This is a genomic window from Pseudoalteromonas sp. Z1A6 (genome assembly GCF_011378745.1).
Classification (GTDB): domain Bacteria; phylum Pseudomonadota; class Gammaproteobacteria; order Enterobacterales; family Alteromonadaceae; genus Pseudoalteromonas; species Pseudoalteromonas arctica.
This window is the reverse complement of sequence record NZ_WTKW01000426.1, coordinates 1-3,199: the sequence shown is the minus strand read 5'-3', so window position 1 is coordinate 3,199 and position 3,199 is coordinate 1. Positions and strand designations below refer to the sequence as shown.

Below are 3,199 nucleotides of genomic sequence, written 5' to 3'. Positions count from 1 at the left end.
AAGCCCACCAAAGTGGGCTTTTAAAATAATAGCTAATTTAATAAGCTAAATTAGAAAGTGTAACGAACACCTACACGCATTTCCCATAGAGATGCGTCACGTTGAGTTGTAGTGCTTGCGTTATTTGCGTTAAAGTTTGAATAAACATAACGACCCTGATCATCAATATCAGTTGAAATCATACGAGCGCCAACGAATGGACCTTTCTTAAGCACACCCCAGTCATCATTTAACATGTTAGTTAAGTTATCGATAACAAAGAATGCTTCACCTTTATGGCCATCCATAAAGCCAGGTACTTCTTGAGTTAGTTTAAAGTTAAACTTCACAAACCAATCAGAGTTTTGTGCGTTACGACCTGAAATTTCACCACGTTTTAAGCCTTCAGATGCAATGAAGTCATTAAATTCATTGATATCATCAGCACTCATGTCATAAACAACGTTAGGATCGTTTACTAACGGTACATAAAGAAGTTGACGAGAACGGTTTGAATTGGCATCACCGAAAGCTTCATCACTGCCGTTAAATGTAAAGCTGTAAGGTAAACCTTTGTATGCTTCACCAAATAAATTAAAGCGAGTGTTGTAGCCATCGAAAAACTCATGCGTGTAAGCAAGGTTTAATGTAAAACGATGTGGAATTTCATAATCAGATGATGCAATACCCGGATTAAGCGCATTAGACGTTGCTAAGTTACCGTAGTTAGAGCTAGATGTAGAACTAGTCATCGGATTAACATCATCAGCATCTGTATAAGCATAAGATAGCTGTACTTTAATACCATTATCAAAAGCTTTGCTTACAGCTGCAGAGATGATTGAAGTATCACCATTGTCGCCATTGACGTTAGTTAATAATAAATCACCATCACGACCTTCAATTGATTCTAAAAGAGGACGGCCATCAAATGATGTTTCGTCAGATGATTGCAGAGCAATATCTTTTAGAATTGCAGCATCACGTTTTTTAGAATAAAGGAAATCTAATGCAATTACATACTCGTCTTCAGTTGTATAAGTTGCACCAACTGAATATTTCCATTCTGATGGAATTTCAAAATCTGGGTCAACAGCATTTACAGATGAGTCACCAGAACCTGGAGTAACGGCTGCAATCTCATCAAACATAGATTGAGGTACATCAAAACCTGGACCACCACCATTTACATTTGGTGTATTGAATAGGTCAACATCACGAATTTGTAAACCTATGTTAGTAATACCATCATTTGAATATGAGTTAGATAACCATACATTTGGATTACCGCCTGAGAATAAGCCTAGACCAGCACGAATTTCAAGTGCATCAGTTGCATACCATTCAAAACCGATACGTGGTTGAAATAAATCAATACCGTCAAATGTACCTTGGTTGCTATAACCATATCTGTCAGTAAAGTTTTGGTTTAATGTTGGTTTGTCATCACTGCTATAGCTGTCATAGCGAAGGCCGAACGTTAAAGATGCATCAATGTCTGAGAAGCTATATTCATCTTGTACATAGAAAGTACTTTGTGAGTACGAAAAGCTTGCAGCAGCATCTGCTGGATTGTTTGTACCAGCTGCATTATTGTAATAAATACGAGCTGCTTGGCCTGATTCGAATTTTTCAATATCATCAAAACGCCATTCACCTTGTGTATGCTGTACGAATTGGTTAAATACTTCTAACTCTTCATATTCAAAACCTGCAGTAATTGTGTGTTGATCAAGGTAGTAAGTACCAGCAAGTTTAAAGGTAGTTGTATCGTAATCTAAATCGTTTGATTGACGAGAGTCATCTGGACCTAAATATACAGTGCCGCCATCGCTTGTTTCTATTTGGAATTCGCCAAAGCTACTTGCTGCATCTAAAGACTCAACGCGAGCATCAAGCTCTGATTTTCCTAGACGAATTTCAGTTGAGAAGTCGTCGCTCCAATCTGAATAAACTGAACCGATAATTGAAGTGAATTCTGCACCTTGCTCATAAAAATGGCTATCTAATGAAAGGCGAGTTGAACCCGTATCTGATTGAGATAATGTAAAGCCATCATTGTAGTTGTATATTAAATTAGCACGGTGAGAGTCGTTGATGTTCCAATCTAATTTAATTAAGATTTTTTCATCATCTACTGGTGAACTTGAAGGTGTAGTACCTGCATTATAGCCATACACATCTTGAGAAATCTGTTGGATACGTGCTAAATCACTTGCAGAAACGCTTGAACCTAAAGGGTCATAGTTAAATTGTGCTACGCCTTCTAATTTTTCATATGAAGTGTATAAAAATAATGAATCTTTAATTAGCGGAAGACCAACATTAAAACCGTAGCGTTTTTCGCTGTAACTACCGTTATCAACGTCTTCGCCTTCAATTTTATCACCTTTCATTGAATCATTAGTGTAATCGAAGAACACACCGCCATGTAATTCATTACCGCCAGATTTAGTTACTGCATTGATATTACACGATGTAAAACCACCGTATTGAACATCAAACGGTGCAAGCTCTACTGCTACTTGTTCAATTGAATCGAAAGAGAAAGGGGCACGAATAGTTGGGTAACCATTTGAGCTTAAACCGAAGTTATCGTTCATACGAACGCCATCTAGCGTTAAGCTATTAAAACGTGGATTACCACCACCACAGTTAATAGTGCCACGACTATCATCAATTGCTACACGCGGGTCAACACGAATGATATCTTTCAAATCACGGTTAATAGCAGGCTGGTTCTCTAGATCTGTAAGTGTGAAAGTAGAAGCTGGACCAGTACCGCCAGACATAGAGCTAATCGGCGCGCCAGTAACTACAATTTGTTCCATGCTTGATTGTGACTCAAGAGAAACGTTTACTGGGTAGTCGTTACCAATATTAAGAATAATGTTATTAAATTCTTGGTCTGCATATACATCTGAATCAACAACTACTTTATAAGGGCCGCCAACACGCAGGCCTTTAGCTGTGAAATAACCAGCGTCATTTACTTCAGTTGTTTTTACTGAACCAGAAGGCACGTGTAAAATTGTTACTTTAGTGCCGGCTGCTGGGTTGCCATTAGGGCCCGTTATATGACCTTTAATTGCAGAGGTCGTTTCGTTAGCCATTGCAGCGCCACTTACACCAACACATGCTGCAATAGCAAGTGAAAGAGCTGTTTTGCGAAGTTGAGTTTTCATTTAATTTTCCCGTGTAGTTATTAATTAAATTTTTA

General features: G+C 38.1%; 1 protein-coding gene. It reads right to left on the bottom strand.

From position 1 onward, the window contains the following. Positions 1 to 50 precede the first annotated feature (50 nt). The gene (locus GQR46_RS18075; RefSeq protein WP_165741878.1) at positions 51 to 3,164 is read right to left on the bottom strand and encodes a TonB-dependent receptor; all 3,114 of its coding nucleotides are present in this window, start codon (positions 3,162 to 3,164) and stop codon (positions 51 to 53) included. Positions 3,165 to 3,199 lie beyond the last annotated feature (35 nt).

What these genes read in the sequence shown, in the direction of transcription:
- GQR46_RS18075 (WP_165741878.1), bottom strand. Translation starts at nt 3,164, where the DNA reads ATGAAAACTCAACTTCGCAAAACAGCTCTTTCACTTGCTATTGCAGCA.